General features: G+C 71.0%; 17 protein-coding genes. 9 read left to right on the forward strand and 8 right to left on the reverse strand.

Going from position 1 to position 24,050, the window contains the following annotated elements:
- Positions 1–42: 42 nt before the first annotated feature.
- Positions 43–981: a prolipoprotein diacylglyceryl transferase gene (gene lgt / locus ABZX85_RS29995; RefSeq protein ID WP_355875132.1), complete on the forward strand. Its 939-nt coding sequence runs from the start codon at positions 43–45 to the stop codon at positions 979–981.
- Between the two features lie 71 nt (positions 982–1,052).
- On the opposite strand, the gene ABZX85_RS30000 is transcribed toward lgt, so the two are convergent.
- From ABZX85_RS30000 to ABZX85_RS30030, 7 genes are all read right to left on the reverse strand, one after another.
- Entirely contained in the window at positions 1,053–1,868 is an 816-nt protein-coding gene (locus ABZX85_RS30000) for a CoA ester lyase (protein WP_355875135.1), read from the reverse strand.
- Positions 1,865–3,070: a CoA transferase gene (locus ABZX85_RS30005; RefSeq protein WP_355875138.1), complete on the reverse strand. Its 1,206-nt coding sequence runs from the start codon at positions 3,068–3,070 to the stop codon at positions 1,865–1,867. Before ABZX85_RS30005 ends, ABZX85_RS30000 begins: the two co-directional genes overlap by 4 nt.
- Positions 3,067–3,963, reverse strand: a complete 897-nt coding sequence (locus tag ABZX85_RS30010; RefSeq protein ID WP_355875140.1) for a ribokinase — start codon at positions 3,961–3,963, stop codon at positions 3,067–3,069. Before ABZX85_RS30010 ends, ABZX85_RS30005 begins: the two co-directional genes overlap by 4 nt.
- A complete protein-coding gene (locus ABZX85_RS30015; RefSeq protein WP_355875143.1) occupies positions 3,960–5,336 on the reverse strand; it encodes an ADP-ribosylglycohydrolase family protein in 1,377 nt (458 codons plus the stop codon). The genes ABZX85_RS30010 and ABZX85_RS30015 overlap by 4 nt, the downstream gene beginning before the upstream one ends.
- Entirely contained in the window at positions 5,324–6,511 is a 1,188-nt protein-coding gene (locus ABZX85_RS30020) for an ADP-ribosylglycohydrolase family protein (RefSeq protein ID WP_355875146.1), read from the reverse strand. The genes ABZX85_RS30015 and ABZX85_RS30020 overlap by 13 nt, the downstream gene beginning before the upstream one ends.
- An 8-nt stretch (positions 6,512–6,519) precedes the next feature.
- The gene (locus tag ABZX85_RS30025) at positions 6,520–7,623 is read right to left on the reverse strand and encodes an ADP-ribosylglycohydrolase family protein (RefSeq protein WP_355875149.1); all 1,104 of its coding nucleotides are present in this window, start codon (positions 7,621–7,623) and stop codon (positions 6,520–6,522) included.
- A 248-nt stretch (positions 7,624–7,871) separates the two neighbouring features.
- Entirely contained in the window at positions 7,872–8,897 is a 1,026-nt protein-coding gene (locus tag ABZX85_RS30030) for an ADP-ribosylglycohydrolase family protein (RefSeq protein ID WP_355875151.1), read from the reverse strand.
- Positions 8,898–9,166: 269 nt separating this feature from the next.
- Between ABZX85_RS30030 and ABZX85_RS30035 the strand changes: the two genes are divergently transcribed.
- The 6 genes from ABZX85_RS30035 (at position 9,167) to ABZX85_RS30060 (ending at position 20,081) form a co-directional block, all read left to right on the forward strand.
- On the forward strand, positions 9,167–9,898 hold the full coding sequence (locus ABZX85_RS30035; RefSeq protein ID WP_355875154.1) for a VIT1/CCC1 transporter family protein: 732 nt from the start codon (positions 9,167–9,169) through the stop codon (positions 9,896–9,898).
- Between the two features lie 377 nt (positions 9,899–10,275).
- Positions 10,276–14,868 (forward strand): glutamate synthase large subunit, encoded by a 4,593-nt coding sequence (gene gltB / locus ABZX85_RS30040; RefSeq protein ID WP_355875157.1) that lies wholly within the window; start codon positions 10,276–10,278, stop codon positions 14,866–14,868.
- Entirely contained in the window at positions 14,861–16,321 is a 1,461-nt protein-coding gene (locus tag ABZX85_RS30045) for a glutamate synthase subunit beta (protein ID WP_355875160.1), read from the forward strand. The genes gltB and ABZX85_RS30045 overlap by 8 nt, the downstream gene beginning before the upstream one ends.
- Before the next feature lie 113 nt (positions 16,322–16,434).
- The gene (locus ABZX85_RS30050; protein WP_355875163.1) at positions 16,435–17,154 is read left to right on the forward strand and encodes a VWA domain-containing protein; all 720 of its coding nucleotides are present in this window, start codon (positions 16,435–16,437) and stop codon (positions 17,152–17,154) included.
- A 68-nt stretch (positions 17,155–17,222) separates the two neighbouring features.
- Entirely contained in the window at positions 17,223–18,842 is a 1,620-nt protein-coding gene (locus ABZX85_RS30055) for a cytochrome bc complex cytochrome b subunit (RefSeq protein ID WP_355875166.1), read from the forward strand.
- Between the two features lie 81 nt (positions 18,843–18,923).
- A complete protein-coding gene (locus ABZX85_RS30060) occupies positions 18,924–20,081 on the forward strand; it encodes an acetyl-CoA C-acetyltransferase (protein ID WP_355875169.1) in 1,158 nt (385 codons plus the stop codon).
- Between the two features lie 48 nt (positions 20,082–20,129).
- Here the strand turns inward: ABZX85_RS30060 and ABZX85_RS30065 are convergent, their stop codons facing one another.
- Positions 20,130–21,002 (reverse strand): hypothetical protein, encoded by an 873-nt coding sequence (locus tag ABZX85_RS30065; RefSeq protein ID WP_355875172.1) that lies wholly within the window; start codon positions 21,000–21,002, stop codon positions 20,130–20,132.
- Positions 21,003–21,119: 117 nt separating this feature from the next.
- Between ABZX85_RS30065 and ABZX85_RS30070 the strand changes: the two genes are divergently transcribed.
- Together ABZX85_RS30070 and pepN are read left to right on the forward strand one after the other, a co-directional pair.
- Positions 21,120–21,449 (forward strand): chorismate mutase, encoded by a 330-nt coding sequence (locus ABZX85_RS30070; RefSeq protein WP_355875175.1) that lies wholly within the window; start codon positions 21,120–21,122, stop codon positions 21,447–21,449.
- 104 nt (positions 21,450–21,553) lie between these two features.
- The gene (gene pepN / locus ABZX85_RS30075; RefSeq protein ID WP_355875178.1) at positions 21,554–24,025 is read left to right on the forward strand and encodes an aminopeptidase N; all 2,472 of its coding nucleotides are present in this window, start codon (positions 21,554–21,556) and stop codon (positions 24,023–24,025) included.
- Positions 24,026–24,050: the final 25 nt, after the last annotated feature.

Genomic DNA, 24,050 nt, shown 5'->3' on the forward strand with positions numbered 1-24,050 from the left:
CCCGTCGTCGGCGCGGTCCGGCAGGGTAGCGTCGACCCTGCCATGGAAATTGCCTACATTCCCAGCCCGTCGCGCGGGGTCATCCACCTCGGACCCATTCCGCTGCGCGGCTACGCGTTCTGCATCATCATCGGCGTCTTCGTCGCGGTCTGGCTCGGCAACAAGCGGTGGCTTGCGCGGGGCGGCCGGGCCGGGACCATCGCCGACATCGCCGTCTGGGCGGTGCCGTTCGGGCTCGTCGGCGGGCGGCTGTACCACGTCATCACCGACTACGAGCTGTACTTCAGCGAGGGCCGGGACTGGGTCGACGCCTTCAAGGTCTGGGAGGGCGGGCTCGGCATCTGGGGGGCGATCGCGCTCGGTGCGGTCGGGGCCTGGATCGCCTGCCGGCGGCGGGGGATTCCGCTGCCCGCGTACGCCGACGCGGTGGCGCCGGGGATCGCGCTCGCGCAGGCGATCGGGCGGTGGGGGAACTGGTTCAACCAGGAGCTGTACGGGAAGGCGACGGATCTTCCCTGGGCGCTGCACATCACGTCCTCCGCGGACGGTCGTGTCCCGGGGTACTACCACCCGACGTTCCTGTACGAGTCCCTGTGGTGCGTCGGCGTCGCGCTGTTGGTCATCTGGGCCGACCGGCGCCTCACCCTCGGGCACGGGCGGGCGTTCGCCCTCTACGTCGCCGCGTACTGCGTGGGCCGGTTCTGGATCGAGTACCTCCGCGTCGACGACGCCCACCACATCCTGGGCCTCCGCCTCAACAACTGGACCGCGCTGATCGTCTTCCTCCTCGCGGTGACGTACCTCGTGATCGTCGGCAAGAAGAAGCCGGGCCGCGAAGAGGTCGTGGAGCCGGGGGCCTCCGAGGACGAGGCTGAGGAGAAGGCCGAGGAAAAGGCCGAGACCGAGGCCGAGAAGCCCGAGGCGGACAAGGCCGAAGCCGAGGACGGGAACGAGGCCGAGTCGGCCGGCAAGAAGAGTTAGCCGAAGCCGTACGACGATGAGGGCGTCCAGGGTCCCTGGGCGCCCTTCGCGTTTGAGGGCGGCGGTGAGAGCTAGGTGGTGGTCAGGGAGAGGGTTCTTCGGGCTGCTTCCAGGATCGCTTTGTCGATGAAGGTGCCGTCGGGGAGGGCTTGGGCTCCCTCGGTCGATTCCGCTGCCTTCAGGACTGCTTCCGCTCTCTCGATCTCCTCCGGGGTGGGGAGGTAGGCCGCCTCGATGACGGGGAGTTGGCGGGGGTGGATGGCGGCGCGGCCGAGGAAGCCGAGGGTGCGGCCGTGGGCGCTGGTGGTGGTGAGGGTGGTGAGGTCGCGGGTGTGGGGGTGGACGGATTGGGGCGGGGGCGGGAGGGCGGCGGCGCGGGCGGCGATGATGGCGCGGGAGCGGGGCCAGGTGAGGGCGTGGTCGGAGGTGGCGTTGAGGTCCGCCTTGAGGTCGGCCTCGCCGAGGGCGATGCCCCGCACCGCGGGGTGGGAGGTGGCGATCGCGTAGGCGTTCTCGATGGCCAGGGCTGATTCCAGGAGGGCGTACAGGGGGAGTTCCCGGGGGAGGGACCGGGTTGTGCGCTTGATGTCCTGGGGGGTCGTCACCTTCGGGAGGCGCAGGGCGTCGACGCCCGGGAGGTGGGCCAGGGCCGTGAGGTCGGCCTGGGACCACGGGGTGGTGGCCGCGTTGACGCGGACGTGGATCGGCTGGGAGTGGGGGTCCGTGAGACGTTCGGCCGTCGCCGCTCGGGCGTACTGCTTGCGGTCCGGGGAGACCGCGTCCTCCAGGTCGATGATGACGACGTCGGCGCCGGCGGCGAGCGCCTTGGTGACGATGTCGGGGCGGTCGCCGGGGGCGTAGAGCCAGGTCAGGGGGAACTTTCTCATACGGCGCCCGCCGCGCGGAGCGTGGCCGACTCCTCGGCGGTCAGACCGAGTTCCGTGAGGATCGTGTCCGTGTCGGCGCCGTGCGGGCGGCCCGTCCAGCGGATCTCGCCGGGGGTGGTGGAGAGCCGGAAGAGGACGTTCTGCATGAGGACGGGGCCGAGGTCGGGGTCGTCCACGGTGGTGAGGGTGCCGAGGGCGTCGTACTGCGGGTCGTGGACGATGTCCCGGACGTCCTGGACCGGGGCGATCGCGGCCTCCGCCTTCTCGAAGGCCGCGAGGACCTCGGCGCGGGGGCGGGCCGCGATCCAGGCGGCGACCGCGCCGTCCAGGACGTCCGCGTGGGCCGCGCGCCGGGCGCCCGTCGCGAACCAGGGTTCGTCGATCACGTCGGGGCGGCCGACCAGCCGCATCACGCGTTCCGCGACGGACTGGGCGGAGGTGGAGACGGCGACCCAGGTGCCGTCGGCGGTGCGGTACGTGTTGCGGGGGGCGTTGTTCGCGGAGCGGTTGCCGGTGCGGGACTGGACGTGACCGAGCTGGTCGTACCAGGTGAGCTGGGGGCCGAGGACCGTCAGGATGGGCTCGATGATCGCCATGTCGATCACCTGGCCCTCGCCCGTGCGGTCGCGCGCGGCGAGCGCCGTCATGACCGCGTACGCCGTCGCGAGGCCCGCGACGGAGTCGGCGAGGCCGAACGGCGGGAGCGTCGGGGGCGCGTCCGGTTCACCGGTGACGGCGGCGAAACCGCTCATCGCCTCGGCGAGGGTGCCGAAGCCGGGCCGCCGGGAGTAGGGGCCGAACTGGCCGAACGCGGTGACGCGGGCGAGGACCAGCCGGGGGTTCACGGCACGCAGCTCCTCCCAGCCGAGGTCCCATTTCTCCAGGGTGCCGGGGCGGAAGTTCTCGATGATCACGTCCGCGGACTCGGCGAGGCGCAGCAGGGTGGCCCGGCCGCCGGGGGTGGAGAGGTTCAGGGTCATCGTCCGCTTGCCCCGGCCGAGGACCGTCCACCACAGGCCGACACCGTTCTTCGACGGGCCGTGCCCCCGGGAGGGGTCCGGCTTCGTGGGGTGCTCGACCTTGATCACCTCGGCGCCGAAGTCGCCCAGGAGGGTCGCGGCGAGGGGGCCCGCGAAGAGGGTGGCCAGATCCAGGACGCGCAGTCCCCGCAAGGGAGTCGTCGTGTTCTTCGGGTCGGTCATGCGGTGTGTCGCTCCTCGATCTCCTGGCGGTACGGCATCGACGCGGACGCGCCCGGACGCTCCACCGAGAGGGACGCGGCGGCGGTCGCCCAGCGCAGCGACTCGTGCATCGGACGTCCCTCGCCGAGGGCGGTCGCGAGGGCGCCGACGAAGGTGTCGCCGGCGGCCGTCGAGTCGACCGGGGTCGTGCGCGGGGCCGGGACGGTGAGCGGGTCCGGGGCGGTGCGGGTCGCGTACAGGACGCCCGCCGCGCCGAGCGTGACGATCGCCTCCGGGACCAGGGTGAGGAGTTCCCGTGCCGCGTCCGCCGAGTCCGGGCGGCCGGTGAGGGCGGTGGCCTCGTGTTCGCCCGCCACCAACAGGTCGGTGGCGGCGAGGAGTTCGGGTGGGAGGGGGTGGAGCGGGGACGGGGTGAGAATCGTGCGGACGCCGTGGGCGCGGGCGGCGCGGGCGCCCGCGAGCACCGCCGGCATCGGGATCTCCAGCTGGAGGAGCAGGGTGTCCGCCGAGGCGATCAGGGTCTCGTCGCCGGGGGCGAGGTGGTCGACCGTGCCGTTCGCGCCGGGGATGACGACGATGGCGCTGCCGCCGGTGTCGTCCACGACGATGTGGGCCGTGCCGGAGGGGGTGTTCATGGTGCGGAGGTGGTCCGTGTTGACGCCGGCCTGGTCCAGGGCGGTGCGGAGGTGGGGGCCGTGGGGGTCGGTGCCGACCGCGCCGATCATCGAGACGGTCGCGCCCGCTCTCGCCGCCGCGATGGCCTGGTTGGCGCCCTTCCCGCCGGGGGTCGTGCGGGACTCCCGGCCTGTCAGGGTCTCGCCGGGGCGCGGGGGGTGTGGGGCGTAGGTGATCAGGTCCATGTTGGTGCTGCCCAGTACGACGATGTGGGTCATGGGCGGGTCGCCTCTCGGTGGGTGAGGTGGGCGAGGGTGTCGAAGCCGGTGCCGTCGAAGCCGGTGATCGAGGTGGCGAGGCGGTTCTTCAGGGGGGCCGTCCAGTGGGGTGGGGGTGGGCCGGTGAGGAGGGCGGCGATGCCGCCTGCTGTGGCGCCGTTGGAGTCGGTGTCCCAACCGCCGGACACCGTGCGGCAGACGGAGGCGGTGAAGTCGCCGTCCGCGTGGGTGAGGGCGGCGGCGATCAGGGCGGTGTTCGGGATGGCGTGGACCCAGTGGTAGTGGCCGTGGGTGGCGTGGAGTTCGTCCACGACCTTGTCGAAGTCCCGTTCCGTCCGGGCCAGTTGGATCGCGTCCGTGACGGCCTTGTGCAGGCGGGAGGCCGGGGGGATCACGGTCAGGCCGGTGCTGAGGCAGGTGTGGATGTTCTGGGCGCCTGTGCCTGCGGCTGCCGCTGCCGTCGCTGTGGCGATCGTCGCCGCGATGAACATCGCCGCGTAGACGCCGTTCGCCGTGTGGGTCAACGTGGCGTCCCGGTACGCCTGTTCCGCCGCTGCCAGGGGGTTGCCGGGGTTCGTCCAGCCGTGGACGTCCGCGCGGATCAGGGCGCCGATCCACTCCCTGAACGGGTTGTGGTGGTAGGCCGTTTCCGGGGGTTCGATGCCCGCGAGGAGGTTGCGGTAGGCGATGCGTTCCGCCGTGAAGGTGCGGCCCGCCGGGAGTTCGTCCAGCCAGAGTCGCGCCACGTCCTCCGTCGTGAAGTTCCTGCCGTGGCGTCGGAGGAGAAGCAGGTTCAGCAAGGGGTAGTTGAGGTCGTCGTCCTCCGGCATGCCGTCGATGTTCTCAGCGAGGGAGGTGGGGGCCGAGCGGCGGTTCCAAGGGTGCTGTTCCAGCAGGGAGTCGGGGACGCCCTTGGCTGTGAAGTAGGCGTTCAGGGGCCAGTTGCCGGTGGACTTGGCCAGGGCTCTGATGGCGTGCAGGGGGAGCTTCTCGACGGGTTTGCCCAGGAGGCAGCCGACGGCTCTGCCCAGCCAGGCGGATTCGAAGGCGCGGGGGGTCGGGGGTGGGGTGGGGGTGGGTCTCGTCGGGGTCGGCAGTGTGGAGCGGATCGTGGGCCAGTCCGTGGGTTCCGCGGCTGACAACTCGCTCGGCCGGAGTGCCAGTTCGTTCAGTTCGCCGAGGAGGGTGAGGGCCAGGGGGCGGAGATGGGGTGGGGGTGGTTCGGGGGAGGCGCCTTGCCGGGTGGGGGCGGTTCTGCCGCCTGCTCGGTGCCAGCGGGTGGCGATGGGGGTCGGGTCTCGGCCGTCCTCCCGCGCTTGGCGGAGTTCGTGGGTGAGGAGGTCTTCGGGCTGGAGCCAGGTCAGGCGGAGCACAGGGCGGACCCCAGGGTGGAGAAGGCGGATTCGTGGGCGCGGCGCAGGGCGACGTCTCGGGCGAAGATCTCCTGGGCCACCTCGGTGAGGGTGCGTGCGGGGGAGTCGAGGTCCAACTTGCTTGCCGTCGCCACCTGTTCGGACCAGGTGGTGGGAGGTGGCGAGCCCAGGGCGCCGGCCAGCGCGCCGGTCATCGTGGCGATCGAGTCGCAGTCCCGGCCGTAGTTGACGGCCCCGAGGACGGCCTCGCGGTAGTCGCCGCCCGCGATCAGCAACATGCCCAGGGCGATGGGGAGTTCCTCGATCGCGTGGAGGCGGGAGGGGCGGCGGGCGTCGAGGGAGGGGGCGCGGTAGTCGGGGCCGACCGTGTCGTACGGGGTGATGGCCTCGCGCAGGGGGAGCAGGGCCGGTTCCGTCGCGTCGTACGCGGAGGCTGTCTCGGCGACTTTCTCGATGGCCGTTCGCGTGCCGTCCTTCGCGAGGGACAGGCAGGTGTCGATCACCGAAGCCGGCGTCGCTCCGGGGACGCAGGCCGCCGAGACCGCAGCCGCGAAGACGCCGGCCGCCTCACGGCCGTACGAGGACTGGTGGGCGCCGGCGATGTCCAGGGCTTCTCGGTAGGCGGCTGTCGGGTTGGCCGCGTTGACGAGGCCGACCGGGGCCATGTACATCGCGGCGCCGCAGTTGACGATGTTGCCGACGCCGGCCTCGCGGGGGTCGGCGTGGCCGTAGTGGAGGCGGGTGGCGAGCCACTTCTCCGCGAGGAAGAGGCGGTGGAGGAGGAGGGTCTCCGTCTCCAGTTCGGGAATCCAGCGGGGGGTCGTCATCAGGTCCGGGACGAGGTGTTCGGCGATCGCGTGGGCGTCCAGGTGGTCGCGGACCTTCGCGTAGACCCTGATGAGGGCGTGGGTCATCAGGGTGTCGTCCGTGATGTGGCCGTTCCCCTTGTGGTACGGGGCGATCGGGCGGGCCGTACGCCACTCGTCGCCGTTCCAGGGGCCCACGATGCCGGTCACCCTGCCGCCGTGGCGGGCCAGGATCTGGGCGGGGGAGTAGCCCTCCACCGGGCCGCCGAGCGCGTCGCCCACCGCCGCGCCGACGAGGGCGGCGGTGACGCGGTCCGCGAGGGAGGGGGTGAGGGCGTTCTGGTCGTTTTCTGTTGTTTTGTCGTACATGGGGTGAATCATGCTCCTGTTGTTGCCGGTTGTGCGGCTTCCAGGAGTTCGGCGAGTTCCAGGAGGTCGGTGCCGGTGAGGCGGGGGAGGGTGCAGCCGGAGAGGGTGCGGGTTGTTGTGCGCCAGGTGTCCGGGATGGCCGCCGCGCCGCCGATCGCGCCGGTCAGGGCGCCGGTGAGGGCGGGGGCGGAATCGGCTACGCGGGAGAGGCAGGTGGCCGCGGGGACGGCCTCGGCGAGGTCGCCGTGGGCGGCGAGGGAGATGGCGAGGGCGATGGGGACGGTTTCGGCCGCCGCGATGCCGTAGCTGTAGACGTGGTCGACGATCTGGTGTTCCAGGAGGGGGATCAGGGCGAACGCCGAGCGCGTGGTGGTGGCGAGGTGGAGGGCGTGGCGGGCGTTTCTGCCGATCTCCGTCTCCGGGGGGAGTTGGGTGAGGGCGGCCTCTACGCAGGTCTCGATGTCGTTGCCGGTGAGGGCGAGGGAGATGGCCGCGGCCATCGCTCTGGCGCCGTGGACTCCGTCGCCGTCCTGGGTGTAGCGGGCGTCGAACTCCGCGAGGTCCGCCGCGCGCTGGGGGTTGCCCGGGTGGGCTGTGGCGAGGACGCAGGCTCTGACGCAGGCCGCGTCGTCGAAGTAGTGGGGGTTGTCGTGGCCTGTCGCCGGGGGGCGTAGGCCGGCGGCGAGGTTGCCGAGGCCGGCGCGTACGGAGATGCGGGCGCGGAGGGGGAGTTGGGCGGACTCGATCTCCGGGGCGCGGTCTGTGGCGGCGGCGATCTCTGCGGCGAGGGAGGTCCAGGTGAGGTCGATGGCCGCTCTTGTGCGGTGGTCTCGGCTGAGGTCGTTGAGGGGGGAGGGGTCGGCGGCGTCGAGGAGGGTCTGGGCGGTGAGGGCTGCCCATTCCGCGTCGTCCGAGGGGCCCAGGTGGAGGGGGGCGGGGGGTTGGTTGAGGGCGATGGGGACGGGGAGGGTGGTGGTGGCGTTGTGTTCGGCGAAGGTGTCGAGTTCTCGGGTGAGGCGGCGGGTCCAGGTGGGCATGCGGGTGGCTCTGTGGCGGGCGGAGGGCCAGCCGGTGGCGTCGCCTGTGGCGAGGCCGAGGAGCATGCCGGTCACTGGGCGGCGGGCCTTGGCTTCGCCATCGGCCGGGGGGTGCCCGCCCGCACCGCCCGTGCGGGGGTGAGAGCGGAGGTGGGGGTGGGGGCTGTTGTGGGGCGGCTGCGGGTGAGTTGTGGTTGGTCGCGCTCGCGCGGCGGTAGCCGCAGGCTCGGTACAGTCCCGCGCCCCTAGGTGGGTGGGGGGTGTCTCCGGGTTCTTCGTGGCTTCCCGGCCCGCTTCTCTTCCCTGTCCCGTCGTTTCTCCCCTCACCTGTCCTCCCCTCCCTCCGCCGCCAGCGCGAAGTCCGAGCGGGTCGGGGTCCATTTGGGGGGTTCTGTGGGGGTGAGGAGGTCGGCTACGTCGAGGATGTGGTGGCCGGACATTTCGGGGAGGCAGGAGCCTTTGGCGGGGCCGATGGGTGTGGCCCAGTGGTGGGGGATGGCGGTGATGCCTTGGGTGGCGCCGGAGAGGGCGCCGGCTACCGCGGCTGTGGTGTCGGCGTCTCGGCCCATGTTGACCGCGGTGAGGACGGAGGTGGGGAAGTCGGCGTTCGCGTGGGCGTAGGCGCCGAAGGCGAGGGCCACGGCTTCGGGGGCCAGGTCTGTCCAGGGGTAGCCGGCGATGACCACGGCGGAGCGGATGGCTCGTTCGCCTTGGTGGGAGACGGAGACCGCGCGGCGTAGGGAGCGGGCTGTCCAGGAGTCGGACGGGATGACGGCCAGGGCGGAGGCGATGACCGTGATGGGGGGTGCGCCTGTCATTGCTGCGGCCACGCCTGCCGCCACCGCCTGGCCGCCGTAGATGCCCTCGCCCTCGTGGCTCACGGAGCCGTCGATCGCCGCGAGGCGGGCCGCTTCGGCGGGGCGGCCTGCCGCGAAGACGCCGAAGACGGCCGCCCGCATGGCGAGACCGTCGCTCCAGGCGTGCCGGTGCTGGGCCGTGACCGGTGCGGTGAGGCCCCGGCGGAGGTTCTCCAGGGTGCCGCGCTCGCTGAAGCCGGCGCCCCGGAAGGGGCCCTCGTCGCGGTCGGCGATCCACGCGTGCCAGGCCGACTGGACGTGGGCCGGGGTGAGGGCCGAGCCGTGCCGGGCGAGCAGCAGGCCGGAGAGGATCGCGTACTCGGTGTCGTCCGTGCCGGCGGGGGTGTCGGTGACGTACCCGGTGATACGGCCCCAGCGGGCGCGGATCTCGGAGGGCTTGAGGTTCTCGGCGGGGGCGCCCAGCGCGTCGCCGACGGCCAGACCCAGCAGGGCGCCTCTCGCCCGTTCTCGCAGCGCTGTCGTCGATGCCATACGTGGGCCTCCGGGAGGGGGACGGGCAACTACAGGAACAGTTCGATCTGTCCCACCATTGGCGGTTGACCGCTGCCAGAAAATCCCTTTTGTCACCCGGACGACTTTTGAGCGTTCATCCCATCTAATGAGCGTTCATGGGTAAAGCCGCAGGTAAGCCCAGCCTTTCCTTGCTGGTCGACCTGGAATTTCCGGCGTAACGTCGGCGCTGTAAAGAATTAGAACTTGTCCAAAGTTAGCTTTGGCTTAGCTTGCTGGGGTACCTCGAAATGGCTCTCATCGATGTCCAGGCGCCACTGCACGAGGCGCACCGCGACAACCACACCCACCGGGACGTCAACGGCGGCTGGCTGCGGCCCGCCGTGTTCGGGGCGATGGACGGACTGGTCTCCAACCTCGCGCTGATGACCGGCGTCGCGGGCGGGAACGTCGGGCACCAGGCCGTCGTGCTGACCGGTCTCGCGGGGCTCGCGGCCGGTGCCTTCTCGATGGCGGCCGGGGAGTACACGTCGGTCGCCTCGCAGCGGGAGCTGGTGGAGGCGGAGCTGGACGTGGAGCGCGCGCAGTTGAAGAGGCACCCCCAGGACGAGGAGGCCGAACTCGCCGCGCTGTACGAGGCCCGGGGTGTGGACGCGCCGCTCGCCAGGGAGGTCGCGCGGCAGCTCTCGCGTGATCCCGAGATGGCGCTGGAGATCCACGCGCGGGAGGAGCTGGGGATCGATCCGTCGGACCTGCCCTCGCCGCTCGTCGCCGCCGGTTCGTCGTTCGGGGCGTTCGCGCTCGGTGCGCTGCTGCCCGTGCTGCCCTATCTGCTGGGCGCGAGCGCGCTGTGGCCGGCCGTGCTGGTCGCGCTCGCCGGGCTCTTCCTGTGCGGGGCCGTCGTCGCGCGCGTGACCGCGCGGACCTGGTGGTACAGCGGGCTGCGGCAGTTGGCGCTGGGCGGGGCGGCGGCGGGTGTGACGTACGCCCTGGGCATTTTGTTCGGTACGGCCGTAGGATAAGAGGGCTGCTAGTTATGCGAGGGACCGTATAAGTAGCCGTTACTCGCTGGTTTCGGATGCGTGACCACCGGGCATGAGCCGTAAGCGCTGTGGGCAACGACGCCCGCGGCTCACGCGCGGGATGGGTGATGACGCCCCTTCCGTACTCCCCCCAGGAACGACGGACACCGATCTGTCCCGTTCGCTCCCACACACTTTCAGCCGCCTCGCGCGGCACCCGCCGCACCCCCACGGCGTCCGCATGTTGGAACGGTTTATCCACTTCCCGAGAACCGCCCCATCATGTAACCTGCACGAAATTTTGCACTTACGCAGAGGGCCAACGTCGTCCCTCGGCAACGCAGACATTGCCACTTGAGACGACGACGGGAGAGCCGATGCGTACGCCGCGCCAGCCGTCCCAGCACTCCGCGAATGGCCGAAACTGGTCCTTCATGGATGCTCGCCCTGCTGCGCAGGGTATGTACGACCCCCGCGACGAGCACGACGCCTGCGGCGTCGGCTTCGTGGCCACCCTCACCGGTGAGGCGAGCCACACGCTGGTCGAGCAGGCGCTGACCGTTCTGCGCAACCTCGAACACCGCGGCGCCACCGGCTCCGAGCCCGACTCGGGTGACGGCGCGGGCATCCTCACCCAGGTCCCGGACGCGTTCTTCCGCGAGGTCGCCGGCTTCGAGCTGCCCGCAGCCGGTTCCTACGCCGTCGGCATCGCCTTCCTCCCCGAGGACGGCACGCAGGACGCCGTCTCGCGGATCGAGACGATCGCCGGTGAAGAGGGCCTCACCGTCCTCGGCTGGCGTGAGGTCCCCGTCGCCCCCGGCCTCCTCGGCGCCACCGCCCGCTCCACGATGCCCGCCTTCCGCGAGGTCTTCGTCACCGACGGCGTCTCCGAGGGCATCGTCCTCGACCGCAAGGCGTTCGCGCTGCGCAAGCGCGCCGAGCGCGAGGCCGGCGTCTACTTCCCGTCGCTGTCCGCGCGGACCATCGTCCACAAGGGCATGCTGACCACCGGCCAGCTGGAGCCGTTCTTCCCGGACCTCTCCGACCGCCGCTTCGCCTCGGCCGTCGCGCTCGTCCACTCCCGGTTCTCCACGAACACCTTCCCGTCGTGGCCGCTCGCCCACCCCTACCGGTTCGTCGCGCACAACGGCGAGATCAACACCGTCAAGGGCAACCGCAACTGGATGCGGGCGCGCGAGTCGCAGCTCCTGTCGGACCTGTTCGGCGACCGCGAGCTGGACCGCGTCTTCCCGGTCTGCACCCCGGACGCCTCCGACTCCGCCTCCTTCGACGAGGTCCTGGAACTCCTCCACCTCGGCGGCCGTTCCCTGCCGCACTCCGTGCTGATGATGATCCCGGAGGCGTGGGAGAACCACGACTCCATGGACCCGGCCCGGCGCGCGTTCTACCAGTTCCACTCCACGCTGATGGAGCCCTGGGACGGCCCGGCCTGCGTCACCTTCACCGACGGCGTCCAGGTCGGCGCGGTCCTCGACCGCAACGGCCTGCGCCCCGGCCGCTACTGGGTCACCGACGACGGCCTCGTCGTCCTCGGCTCCGAGGTCGGCGTCCTCGACATCGACCCCGCGAAGGTCGTCCGCAAGGGCCGCCTCCAGCCCGGCAAGATGTTCCTCGTCGACACCGCCGAGCACCGCATCATCGAGGACGACGAGATCAAGGCGGCCCTCGCCGCCGAGGCCCCGTACGCCGAGTGGCTCGAAGCCGGTGAGATCGAGCTCGGCGACCTGCCCGAGCGCGAGCACATCGTCCACACCCACGCCTCGGTCACCCGCCGCCAGCAGACCTTCGGCTACACCGAGGAAGAGCTGCGCGTCATCCTCGCCCCGATGGCCAAGGCCGGCGCCGAGCCGATCGGCTCCATGGGCACCGACTCGCCCATCGCCGCGCTCTCCAGCCGCCCGCGCCTGCTGTTCGACTACTTCACGCAGCTCTTCGCGCAGGTCACGAACCCGCCGCTGGACGCCATCCGCGAGGAGCTCGTCACCTCCCTGCGCTCCTCGCTGGGCCCCCAGGGCAACCTGCTGGACCCGAGCGCCGCCTCCTGTCGTACCGTCACCCTGCCCTTCCCGGTGATCGACAACGACGAGCTGGCCAAGCTCATCCACATCAACGCCGACGGCGACATGCCCGGCTTCAAGGCCGCGACCCTCTCCGGCCTGTACCGCGTCAGCGGCGGCGGCGACTCCCTCGCCGCCCGGATCGACGAGATCTGCGCCGAGGCCGACGCCGCCATCGACAACGGCGCCCGCCTCATCGTCCTCTCGGACCGGCACTCCGACGCCGAGCACGCCCCGATCCCCTCGCTGCTGCTCACCGCCGCCGTCCACCACCACCTCATCCGCACCAAGCAGCGCACCCAGGTGGGCCTGCTGGTCGAGGCCGGGGACGTCCGCGAGGTCCACCACGTCGCGCTGCTGATCGGCTTCGGCGCCGCCGCCGTCAACCCGTACCTCGCGATGGAGTCCGTCGAGGACCTCGTCCGCGCCGGGACCTTCCTCTCGGGCATCGAGGCCGAGCAGGCCATCCGCAACCTGATCTACGCGCTCGGCAAGGGCGTCCTCAAGGTCATGTCCAAGATGGGCATCTCCACGGTCGCCTCCTACCGCGGCGCCCAGGTCTTCGAGGCCGTCGGCCTGGACGACGCGTTCGTCGAGAAGTACTTCAACGGCACCGCCACCAAGATCGGCGGCGTCGGCATCGACGTCGTCGCCAAGGAGGTCGCCGCCCGGCACGCCAAGGCGTACCCCGCCTCCGGCATCGCCCCCGCGCACCGCGCGCTGGAGATAGGCGGCGAGTACCAGTGGCGCCGCGAGGGCGAGCCGCACCTCTTCGACCCGGAGACGGTCTTCCGCCTCCAGCACTCCACGCGCTCCGGCCGCTACGACATCTTCAAGAAGTACACGGACCGCGTGAACGAGCAGTCCGAGCGCCTCATGACGCTGCGCGGCCTGTTCGGCTTCGACTCGGGCCGCCCGTCGATCCCGGTCGACGAGGTCGAGTCCGTCGAGGACATCGTCAAGCGCTTCTCCACCGGCGCCATGTCCTACGGCTCCATCTCCCGCGAGGCCCACGAGACCCTCGCCATCGCCATGAACCAGCTGGGCGGCAAGTCCAACACCGGTGAGGGCGGCGAGGACGCGGACCGCCTGTACGACCCGGCGCGCCGCTCCGCGATCAAGCAGGTCGCCTCCGGCCGCTTCGGTGTGACCTCCGAGTACCTGGTCAACGCGGACGACATCCAGATCAAGATGGCCCAGGGCGCCAAGCCCGGCGAGGGCGGCCAGCTGCCCGGCCACAAGGTCTACCCGTGGGTCGCCAAGACGCGGCACTCGACGCCGGGCGTCGGCCTCATCTCGCCGCCGCCGCACCACGACATCTACTCCATCGAGGACCTGGCCCAGCTGATCCACGACCTGAAGAACGCGAACCCGCAGGCGCGGATTCACGTGAAGCTGGTCTCCGAGGTCGGCGTCGGCACGGTCGCGGCGGGTGTGTCGAAGGCGCACGCGGACGTCGTCCTGATCTCCGGCCACGACGGCGGTACGGGCGCCTCGCCGCTGACCTCGCTGAAGCACGCCGGTGGTCCCTGGGAGCTCGGCCTCGCCGAGACCCAGCAGACCCTGCTGCTCAACGGCCTGCGCGACCGGATCGTCGTCCAGACCGACGGGCAGCTCAAGACCGGCCGTGACGTCGTCATCGCCGCGCTGCTCGGCGCCGAGGAGTTCGGTTTCGCGACCGCGCCGCTCGTCGTCTCCGGCTGCGTCATGATGCGCGTCTGCCACCTCGACACCTGCCCCGTCGGCATCGCCACGCAGAACCCGGTCCTGCGCGACCGGTTCGCCGGCAAGGCCGAGTACGTCGTGAACTTCTTCAAGTTCATCGCGCAGGAGGTCCGCGAGCTCCTCGCCGAGCTGGGCTTCCGGACGATCGAGGAGGCCGTCGGCCGCGCCGAGGTCCTCGACGTCGAGCGCGCCGTCGACCACTGGAAGGCGCAGGGCCTCGACCTGGCCCCCCTCTTCCACGTCCCGGCGCTGCCCGAGGGCGCCGTCCGCCACCAGACCGTCCTCCAGGACCACGGTCTGGAGAAGGCGCTCGACAACGAGCTGATCAAGCTCGCCGCCGACGCCCTCGCCGCCTCCGACGCGACCGCCGCCCAGCCGGTGCGCGCGCAGATCAAGGTCCGCAACATCAACCGCACCGTCGGGACGATGCTCGGCCACGAGGTGACCAAGAAGTTCGGCGGCGCGGGTCTGCCCGACGACACCATCGACGTCACCTTCACCGGCTCCGCCGGCCAGTCCTTCGGCGCCTTCCTGCCGCGCGGCGTCACGCTGCGCCTGGAGGGCGACGCGAACGACTACGTCGGCAAGGGCCTCTCCGGCGGCCGGGTGATCGTCCGCCCCGACCGGGGCGCCGACCACCTCGCCGAGTACTCGACGATCGCGGGCAACACCATCGCGTACGGCGCGACCGGCGGGGAGCTGTTCCTGCGCGGGCGCACCGGTGAGCGGTTCTGCGTCCGCAACTCCGGGGCGCTGGTCGTCTCCGAGGGCGTCGGCGACCACGGCTGCGAGTACATGACCGGCGGTCACGCGGTCGTCCTCGGCGAGACCGGGCGCAACTTCGCGGCCGGCATGTCCGGCGGTATCGCCTACGTCATCGACCTGAACCGGGACAACGTCAACGCCGGGAACCTCGACGCGGTCGAGGAGCTGGGCGCCGACGACAAGCAGTGGCTGCACGGCGTGGTGCGCCGCCACGCCGAGGAGACCGGGTCCACGGTCGCCGAGAAGCTGCTCGCCGACTGGGACGCCTCGGCCGCGCGCTTCAGCAAGATCATCCCCAGCACGTACAAGGCAGTGCTCGCCGCCAAGGACGCCGCCGAGCAGGCGGGACTCTCCGAGTCCGAGATCACCGAGAAGATGATGGAGGCGGCGATCAATGGCTGACCCGAAGGGCTTCCTGAACCACGGCCGTGAGGTCGCCACGTCCCGCCCGGTCGACGTGCGTCTGAAGGACTGGAACGAGGTCTACGTCCCCGGCTCGCTGCTGCCGATCATCAGCAAGCAGGCCAGCCGGTGCATGGACTGCGGCATCCCGTTCTGTCACAACGGCTGTCCCCTCGGGAACCTCATCCCCGAGTGGAACGACTACGCGTACCGCGAGGACTGGACCGCCGCGTCCGAGCGCCTCCACGCGACGAACAACTTCCCCGAGTTCACGGGCCGGCTCTGCCCGGCTCCCTGTGAGTCGGCGTGCGTGCTGGGCATCAACCAGCCCGCCGTGACGATCAAGAACGTCGAAGTCTCCATCATCGACAAGGCGTGGGACGCCGGTACGGTCGCCCCGCAGGCGCCCGAGCGGCTCTCCGGCAAGACCGTCGCCGTCATCGGCTCCGGCCCCGCCGGGCTCGCCGCCGCCCAGCAGCTCACCCGGGCCGGCCACACCGTCGCCGTCTACGAGCGCGCCGACCGCATCGGCGGTCTGCTGCGGTACGGCATCCCCGAGTTCAAGATGGAGAAGCGGCACATCAACCGGCGCATCGAGCAGATGCGCGCGGAGGGGACCCGCTTCCGTACGGGCATCGAGATCGGCCGCGACCTCAAGGCGACCGATCTGAAGAAGCGTTACGACGCCGTCGTCATCGCCGCCGGCGCCACCACCGCGCGCGATCTGCCCGTCCCTGGGCGGGAGTTGAAGGGCGTCTACCAGGCGATGGAGTACCTGCCCCTCGCCAACAAGGTGCAGGAGGGCGACTACGTCGTCTCTCCCGTCACCGCCGAGGGCAAGCACGTCGTCGTCATCGGCGGCGGTGACACCGGCGCGGACTGCGTCGGCACCGCGCACCGTCAAGGGGCCGCGTCCGTCACGCAGTTGGAGATCATGCCGCGGCCCGGTGAGGACCGTGCGCCCGGGCAGCCGTGGCCGACGTTCCCCATGCTGTACAAGGTGACCTCCGCGCACGAGGAGGGCGGGGAGCGGGTCTACTCCGTCTCCACGACCCACTTCGAGGGCGACGAGGAGGGCAACGTGCAGTGGCTGCACCTCGTCGAGGTCGAGTTCGTCGAGGGGAAGCTGACGCAGAAGCCGGGTACCGAGCGGAAGATCCCGGCCCAGCTCGTCACGCTGGCCATGGGGTTCACCGGGACCGACCGGGAGAACGGGCTGGTCGAGCAGTTCGGGCTGGAGCTGGACGAGCGCGGGAACGTCGCCCGTGACGCCGAGTTCGCGACGAACGTGCCGGGCGTGTTCGTCGCCGGCGACGCCGGGCGGGGGCAGTCGCTCATCGTGTGGGCCATCGCCGAGGGGCGGTCTGCCGCGCAGGGCTGCGACCGGTTCCTCACGGGGGCCAGCGAGCTGCCGGCGCCGATCCGGCCCACGGACCGTTCGCTGATGGTCTGACGAGTCACCCGAGAGACGTTTCCGTACAACGGCGTACGGAACACCAGACGACGCCTGCCCTGTCCCCGACCGGACGAAGGGGCAGGCGTCGCCGTTTGTCTAGAGTGGGTCGCATGGGTGCCATCAGTCTCGCCAAAGTTGAGGAGGCGGCCCCCGCGCTCGTCTCCCTCTACAAGACCGCCGGAGTCTCCCTCGACAAGTACGGGCTCGCTGGGCAGCGGGCGGCTGTCTATCTCGTTGTCGACTACTCCGGGTCGATGAAGCCGTACTACAAGAACGGCACCGTGCAGGCGTTGGCCGATCGGGTGTTGGGGCTGGCCGCTCATCTGGACGATGACGGGGTCGTGCCGGTGGTCGTGTTCTCCACCGATGTCGATGTCGAGGCGGATTTCGAGTTGGCGGATCATGAGGGGCGGATCGGGCGGATCATCGCGGGACTCGGCCACATGGGGCGGACCAACTATCACCTGGCCATGGACGCGGTCATCGACCACTACCTGGACAGCGGGGCCACCGACCCGGCGCTCGTCGTCTTCCAGACGGACGGCGGTCCCACCAGCAGGCTCGCCGCCGAACGGTACCTCTGCAAGGCCGCCCGGATTCCGATGTTCTGGCAGTTCGTCGGGTTCGGGAACGCCCGCAGTTCACAGTTCGACTTCCTGCGGAAGCTGGACGAGCTGCCGGTGCCGGACAAACGGGTGGTCGACAACGCGGGGTTCTTCCACGCCGGTTCGGACCCCCGGAAGATGTCGGACGCGGAGTTGTACGACCGTCTGGTGGGGGAGTTCCCGAAGTGGCTGACGGAGGCCAGGGGGAAGGGGATCTTGGGCTGACGGGACATCAACTGTCCTTTGTGATCGCACTGTTGGCGTAACCCCGGACGCGTGCCACCCTGAGACGCATGGCTGACGGGGTGCGCACGGACAGCAAAGGCAAGGGCGAGGTCTTCGCCGACTGGGCCGACAGCCGGCTGGGGGTGTACTCCCTGGCCAAGGCCAATCTGCGGAAGGTGTTCCCGGACCACTGGTCGTTCATGCTGGGGGAGATCTGCCTCTACAGCTTCATCGTGCTGATCCTGACCGGCGTCTATCTGACCCTGTTCTTCGACCCCAGCAGCTCCGAGGTCGTCTACAACGGCACCTACACCCCGCTCAACGGCATCAGCATGACCCAGGCGTACCAGTCGACGCTGGACATCAGCTTCGACGTACGCGGCGGTCTGCTGATCCGGCAGATCCACCACTGGGCGGCGCTCGTCTTCGTCGCCGGGATGCTGATCCACATGATGCGGGTGTTCTTCACCGGCGCGTTCCGCAAACCGCGTGAGCTGAACTGGCTGTTCGGCTGGACCCTGCTGTTCCTGGGGATCATGACGGGGCTGACCGGCTACTCCCTCCCCGACGACCTGCTGTCCGGCACCGGACTCAGGTTCGCGGACGGCGCGATCCTGTCCATCCCGGTCGTCGGGACGTACATCTCGTTCTTCCTGTTCGGCGGCGAGTGGCCCGGCGTCGACTTCATCTCGCGGCTCTACCCGATCCACGTCCTGCTGCTGCCCGGCATCATGCTGGGCCTGGTCGTCGCCCACCTGATCCTGGTCTTCTACCACAAGCACACCCAGTACCCGGGCGCCGGGAAGACGCAGAAGTCCGTGGTCGGGATGCCGTTCATGCCGGTGTACATGGCGAAGGCGGGCGGCTTCTTCTTCCTCGTCTTCGGGGTGCTGGCGCTGATGGGCGGTATCGCGACCATCAACCCCGTGTGGGCGTTCGGCCCCTACCGCCCCGACCTCGTGACGACCGGCGCGCAGCCCGACTGGTACCTCGGGTTCTCCGAGGGGCTGATCCGCGTCATGCCCGCCTGGGAGATCAACGGCTGGGGCCACACACTCCAGTTGGGCGTCTTCATCCCCTTCACCCTCTTCCCGCTGATCCTCCTCGCCCTCGGCGTCTACCCGTTCGTCGAGGCGTGGATCACGGGCGACAAACGCGAGCACCACCTCCTCGACCGGCCCCGCAACGTCCCCGTCCGGACAGCGCTCGGCGTCTCCTGGCTGAGTCTGTACGCCGTCCTGCTGATCGGCGGCGGCAACGACATCGTCGCCACGCATCTGCACCTGTCGATCAACTCCATCACCTGGTTCGTCCGCGTCGGCGTCTTCGTCGTCCCCGTCCTCGCGTTCATCCTCACCAAACGCGTCTGCATGGGCCTCCAGCGAGCCGACCGCGACAAGGTGCTGCACGGCAGGGAGACCGGCACGATCAAACTCCTCCCGCACGGCGAGTACGTCGAGGTCCACGAGCCCCTCGGCCGGGCCCAGTTGCACACCCTGACCCAGCACGAGCAGCCGAAGCCGTACGAGATCGGCCCGCTCGTCGACGCGAACGGCGTCCGGCGGCGGGTGAGTGTCGTGCAGCGGGTGCGGGCGCGGCTCGCGAAGGCGATGTTCGGGCCGGAGACGCGGATCGAGAAGCCGACCGCCGAGGAGTACCGGGAGCTGACGCGCGGCGGCCACCACTGAGCACGAGCCTTCCCTAGCAAGCGCTTGGTGGGTATGGTGCCGCTGCCCGCCGTCCACCGGGGAGTTCGCCAGGGAGTCGTCATGGCCGAGGCATACATCGTCGAAGCGGTCCGCACGCCGGTCGGGAAGCGGAAGGGCGGGCTCGGCGCCGTCCACCCGGCCGACCTCGGGGCGCACGTCCTGAAGGCGCTCGTCAGGCGGGCCGGCATCGACCCCGCCGCCGTCGAGGACGTCGTCTTCGGCTGCCTGGACGCGGTCGGTCCGCAGGCCGGGGACATCGCCCGGACCTGCTGGCTCGCCGCGGGCCTCCCCGAGGAGGTGCCCGGGGTGACCGTCGACCGGCAGTGCGGCTCCTCCCAGCAGGCCCTGCACTTCGCCGCGCAGGGCGTCATGTCCGGGACGCAGGACCTCGTCGTCGCGGGCGGGGTGCAGAACATGACGCAGATCCCGATCGCCTACGCGACCCGGCAGGCGGCCGTCCCGCTCGGCTTCACCGAGGGGCCGTTCGCGGGGAGCGAGGGGTGGCGGGCGCGGTACGGGGACCGGCCCGTCAACCAGTTCGCGGGGGCCGAGATGATCGCCGCGAAATGGGGGATCAGCCGGGAGGACCAGGAGGAGTTCGCCCTCGCCTCGCACCGGCGGGCCGTCCGAGCCATCGACGAGGGGCGGTTCGTCCGCGAGACCGTGCCCTGCGCGGGGGTCGAGGTCGACGAAGGGCCCCGGCGGGACACCTCCGCCGAGAAGATGGCCGCCCTCAAGCCCGTCATCGACGGCGGGACCGTCACCGCCGCCTGCTCCTCCCAGGTCTCCGACGGCGCCGCCGCGCTGCTCATCGCCTCCGAACGCGCCGTCCAGGAACACGGGTTGACGCCCCGCGCCCGCGTCCACCACCTCTCCGTGCGCGGCGAGGACCCGATCCGCATGCTCACCGCGCCCATCCCGGCGACCGCCCACGCCCTCAAGAAGACCGGGCTGACGATCGATCAGATCGACCTCGTCGAGATCAACGAGGCGTTCGCACCAGTGGTGTTGGCCTGGCTCAAGGAGACCGGCGCCGACCCCGAGAAGGTCAACGTCAACGGCGGGGCCATCGCCCTCGGGCACCCGCTGGGGGCCACCGGCGTACGGCTCATGACGACGCTGCTGCACGAACTGGAGCGCACGGGAGGGCGGTTCGGGTTGCAGACGATGTGCGAGGGCGGGGGACAGGCGAACGTCACGATCGTCGAGCGGCTCTGAACCGACGGCGCCGGGACGGTCGTCCGGCGGCATGCCCGCACCGCCGTCTCACGTGTCGCACTCCAGCACCGTCCGGCACAGCCCGCACCGCGCCCGCACCCGCCCCCGTACCGGCACCCTGATCCGCTGATGGCAGGTCGGGCAGGGGAAGGTCACCCGCAGCGGGTCGCCGGGGGAGAAGGCGTACGGGGTGTCCGGGGCCGTGCGGGCCTGGCGGCGGTCGTGGGTGTAGCGGCGGCGGCCCGCCCAGCCCGCGGCCGTCAGCGGCGGCTGGCGTCCGTCACGACGGGCCCGGTCCAGGCCGGCCTCGTACGCGGTGTACGCCTGCGGGCTGGTGAACCAGGGGCGGGGGTCCTCGTCGAAGAATAGGGCGCGCTTGGCGAGTACGTACCCGAACTCCTCCGGGGTGAGATAGCCGAGCTTCTGGGACGCCTCGCCGTGCTCCCGGTAGGCGTCCAGCAGGAGCCAGCCCGCGCCGAGGTAGGTCGCCGCCGTGTCCGTGAGGATCTCGTTCGCGCGGGTGCCGGGGAAGCTCAGGTCGAGGCGGTGCAGATAGACGTGCATGATCTCGTGCGCCAGGGCCGCGCCGATGTCCTCGCGGTGCGTGCGGAAACGGTCGTTCAGCTCGACGAAGTACTCCGGGCCGGCCGTCAGCTCGATGTGCGCCGCGTGCTCCATCTCGCGGAAGCCGACGATCAGCCGCGCGTCCGGCAGCCGGTAGTGCCGGATCAGCTCACGGGCCACCCGCTGCGCGCCCAGATGCAGGTCGTCGGTGTCGCAGAACGCCACGTCGACCGGCGGCACGCTCGCCGAGAACGCGGCGACCGTGTCGTACGACAGGCGCCGGAACAGGGCCGTCACGGCGTCGCGCACCGTCTCCAGATGCGGGAAGCCGTGCTCCACCGGTCCGCCGTTGCCCACACCGCACCCCCTCGGACGCCGTGCACTCCCTTCCCACTGTACGAGCACCGGCCGAGGACTGTACGAGGGGTGGACGCCTCCGCGCCGCGTGGGCCGAACGGATTAGGGTGATCGGCCATGACCACCAGCACCACCGGAAACGGCCCCGTCGACCCCGAGGTCCAGGCCGAGCTGAGCCGGCTGCGCGACAGCATCGACAACATCGACGCCGCCGTCATCCACATGCTCGCCGAGCGCTTCAAGGCCACCCAGCAGGTCGGCTACCTCAAGGCCCGCCACCACCTGCCGCCCGCCGACCCCGCCCGCGAGGCCCGCCAGATCACGCGTCTGCGCACCCTCGCCGAGAGCGCGCGGCTCGACCCCGCCTTCGCCGAGAAGTTCCTCAACTTCATCGTCGCCGAGGTGATCCGCCACCACGAACGCATCGCGGAGGACACAGCGTCCTGAAAGGGCACCCACAAGGGCATCCACAGGGCATCCACAGAGGTGGACGAAAGCCGCGTACCGATCCGCCTCTGTGCCCCGCACCCTGAATCGGGCAGCATGGCCCCATGTCCGTACTGACGCGCGACGAAGCGCTGAGCCGTGCTGAACTGCTCGAAGTTCACAGTTATGCAGTCGATCTCGATCTCACGACCGGAGACGAGACCTTCGACTCCCTCACCGTCATCCGTTTCACCGCGCGCACGGGCGCGGACACCTTCGTCGAGCTGAAGCCGGCAGAGCTCCGGTCCGTCACCCTCGACGGGAAGCCGCTCGACACCGGGAAACTGGCCGGCAGCCGGTTCCCGCTGAAGAAACTGAAGGCCGGGGAGCACGAACTGCGGGTCGAGGCGGCCATGCGCTACTCCCGCACCGGCGAGGGCATGCACCGCTTCACCGACCCCGCCGACGGCGAGACCTACGTCTACACCCAGCTCTTCCTCGACGACGTCCAGCGCGTCTTCGCCGCCTTCGACCAGCCCGACCTCAAGGCGACCTTCGCGATCACCGTCACCGCCCCCGAGGGCTGGAGCGTCCTCGCGAACGGCGTCACCGAACACCTCGGCCAGGCCCGCTGGCGCGCCGCCACCACCCCGCCCATCTCCACCTACCTCGCCGCCGTCGCCGCCGGCCCCTGGCACACCGTCCGCACCGAACACCGCGGCCTCCCCTTCGGCCTGCACTGCCGCCGCTCCCTCGCCGCCCACCTGGAGGCGGACACCGACGAACTGTTCGACATCACCCGCCGCTGCTACGACCGCTACCACGAGCAGTTCACCGAGCCCTACCCCTTCGACTCCTACGACCAGGCGTTCGTCCCCGAGTTCAACGCGGGCGCCATGGAGAACCCCGGACTCGTCACCTTCCGCGACGAGTTCGTGTTCCGCTCCGCCGTCACCGACACCGAACGCCAGACCCGCGCCATGGTCATCGCCCACGAGATGGCCCACATGTGGTTCGGCAACCTCGTCACCCTCCGCTGGTGGGACGACATCTGGCTGAACGAGTCCTTCGCCGAGTACATGGGCTACCGCACGACCGCCGAGGCCACCCGCTTCGACGGCCCCTGGACCGAGTTCGGCGTCTCCCGCAAAGCCTGGGGGTACGACGCCGACCAGCGCCCCACCACCCACCCCGTCGCCCCCGACGCCGTACCCGACACCGCCTCCGCCCTCCTCAACTTCGACGGCATCTCCTACGCCAAGGGCGCCTCCGCGCTACGGCAGCTGGTGACCTGGCTCGGCGACGAGGACTTCCTCACCGGCATCAACACCCATTTCGCCCGGCACAAGTTCGCCAACGCGACCCTCGCCGACTTCATCGACTCCCTCGCCTCCGCCACCGAACGCGACGTCCACGCCTGGGCCGACGCCTGGCTGCGCACCACCGGCGTCGACACGCTCACCCCGGTCGTCGCCGGGGCCGGCGGCGCCCACACCCTCACCGTCGAACGCGCCGGCACCCGGCCCCACCGCATCGCCGTCGGCCTCTACGACGGCGACGCCGAGGGGCTCGTACCCCGCCCCCGGCTCGAACTCGACGTCCCCCAGGGCGAGTCGCTCGACCTCGGCAAGCGGCCCGCGCTGCTCCTCCTCAACGACGGGGACCTCACCTACGCGAAGGTCCGCTTCGACGCCGACTCCTTCGCCGCCGTCCGCAGCTCGCTCGCCGCGCTCCCCGACCCGATCACCCGGGCCGTCGTCTGGAACGCCCTGCGCGACGCCGTCCGCGACGGTGAACTCCCCGCCGCCGCCTACCTGGAGACCGCCCGCACGCACCTCCCCCGCGAGACCGACCTCGCGCTCGCCGAGGCCGTCCTCACCTTCGCGACCACGGAACTGGCGGGCCGCTATCTCGCGCCCGAGGAGCGGCCGGGGGCGCTGACCTCGCTGTGTCTGCTGTGCAAGGACATCCTGCGGCGCACCGAGGACGGGGACAGCCCGGGGCTGCGGCTCGTCGCCGTACGGCACTTCATCGACGTCGCGCAGCACCCCGACACCATCGCCGCGTGGCTCGCGGACGAGACCGTGCCGGGCGGGCCCGAGCTGGACCCCGACCTGCGGTGGCGCATCCTCGCGCGGCTCGCGGTGCTCGGTGAGACCGACGAGGCCGCCGTGGCTTCGGAGTTGGAGCGCGACCCCTCCGCGACCGGTCAGGAAGGCGCCGCCCGCTGCCGGGCCGCGCTGCCCGACGCGGACGCCAAGGAACGGGCCTGGGCCGCGATGTTCGGCTCCGACGACCTCTCCGCGTACCTCCTCACGGCCACCGCACAGGGCTTCTGGCAGCCCGAACAGGCCGAACTGCTCCGGCCGTACGTCGCCCGCTTCTACGCCGACGCCGTACCCGTCGCCGAACGCCGCGGGCCCGCCGTCGCCATCGCCGTCGGCAAGTGGGCGTTCCCCGCGTACGCCGTCGACACCGAGAACCTGCGCCTCGGGGAGGCGTGCCTGACGGACGCGGACCCGACGCCGGCCCTGCGCAGGCGCCTCGCGGACCAACTGGACGAGCTGGGGAGGGTGCTGAAGGCGCGGGGGGTCTGACGAGGGCGGGGGAGGGGCTGGCGGT

Source organism: Streptomyces sp. NPDC004539 (assembly GCF_040610055.1).
Lineage (GTDB): Bacteria > Actinomycetota > Actinomycetes > Streptomycetales > Streptomycetaceae > Streptomyces.